Here is a 1,708-nt window from a genome sequence, read left to right as displayed (position 1 = left end):
GTGGTCGACCCGACCGCGTCGTTCCCACCGGACCTGGTCGACCGCCACTTCGACCGGGGCCGGCCCGATGCGGTCTGGCTGACCGACATCACGTAATGGGAGGGTCGGGTTCCGGCTCGACACGGTGTGGGTGGTTGGCAGGGGTCCCTGAGATATCACTGATCCAGTGCAGAGTGTTGCTGAGCTGGCTGCAGGTGATCACTGCTGTTGATTCACGTGACACGTCAGAGATCTGAAGGTAGACGGTGACCCTGCCAGCCACCCCGGGGCCGGATGATCGGCTTGTGAGATGCCGCGCCATCGAGCGCTGTCCATTAGGTCGCCGCATCAGCCTCGAGCTCACCGCAACCGGTAGCGAGCAGAAGGCGAGGCACGTGTGGCCATTACCTGTGGAATCGATTGGGCCGAAGCGCACCATGATGTGGCGTTAGTCGACGAAAACGGAAACGTTGTTGCCCGGCAACGTATCGGCGTCGGCGCGGAAGGGTTCTCGACGCTCATGGGCATGCTCGCCGAACACGGTGAGCCGGCCCAGATTCCTGTTGCACTTGAGACTGAGAAGAACCTGCTCGTGGTCGCCTTGTCGGGCGCCGGGTTCCCGGTCTATCCGATCAACCCGCGCGCGGTCGCCCGCTACCGCGAGCGGCACGGTCAGGCCGGCGGAAAGTCCGATCCCGGCGACGCGACCGTGTTGGCGAACATTCTGCGCACCGACCGGCCGATGCACCGGCAACTGCCGGAGATCAGCGAGCACGCGTTCGCGATCAAGGCGTTGGCACGCCAGCATCAAGAGGCGATCTGGGCGTTGAACCAGACTGTGAGCCGGCTGCGTTCGGTGCTGCTGGAGTTCTACCCGAACGCCGTCACGACGTTCACGAATCTCAAACATCATGCTACGACGGCGATCCTGGCCGCCGCGCCCACTCCGGAGGCTGCCGCACGGTTGAACCGCCGGCGCGTCGTCGCCATCCTGCATCGGTGCGGCAGGCGCAACGATCCCGGGCTCGTCGAGAAGATCCTCGACGGACTCAAAGGCCCCGCGCTGCGGCAACCTGCGCAGGTCGAAGCCGCGCTCGGCGTGACTGTCGCGCAACTGGTGGCCATCATCACGTCCATGCGCACCGCGGTCGACGTGCTCGAAACCGAGCTGGATCAGCAATTCGCCACACACCCCATGGCACCGACCCTGCAGTCCGCGCCCGGCCTGGGACCTGTGCTCGCCGCCAGGGTCCTGGCCGAAGTCGGTGACGATCCCCGACGTTTCACCACCGCCGCAGGGCTGCGAGCCTTCGCCGGCACCGCGCCCGTCACCCGCGCGTCCGGACGATCGCACTACGTCAAAGCCCGCAAGGTCCGCAACAAACGCCTCGGCGACGCGTGCCACTGGTGGGCCTTCTCCGCCCTCACCAAATCCGCCGGAGCACGCGCCCATTACGACCGGCGCCGAGCCGCCGGCGACCACCACAACGCCGCGCTGCGTAACCTCGCCAACAAACTCCTCGGCCGCTTATGGTGGTGCATGATCAACAACCAGCCTTGGGACGACAGCGTCGCCTGGCCAATATCTGCAACAGCAGCGGCCGGGACTTGACATCTGACCGGCGTGGGATGTCTACCTGACGTGTGGCGAGGGTGACATGTTCCTGTGCGCCATCCGGGACGGGCACACTCGGAAGGTGTTGGGACACAGCATCTCTGACCACATCAG

At 65.5% G+C, this 1,708-nt stretch carries 1 protein-coding gene; it reads left to right on the top strand.

All coding sequences use genetic code 11. The features are described 5' to 3' along the window. Positions 1-376 precede the first annotated feature (376 nt). Entirely contained in the window at positions 377-1,591 is a 1,215-nt protein-coding gene (locus tag AB0M59_RS53545; protein WP_364632157.1) for an IS110 family transposase, read from the top strand. The last annotated feature ends 117 nt before the right edge of the window (positions 1,592-1,708 follow it).

It is taken from the genome of Amycolatopsis sp. NPDC051371, from assembly GCF_040682155.1.
GTDB lineage: Bacteria > Actinomycetota > Actinomycetes > Mycobacteriales > Pseudonocardiaceae > Amycolatopsis.
Note: the sequence above shows the minus strand (reverse complement) of the source record. Positions and strands in the feature narration are given on the sequence as shown.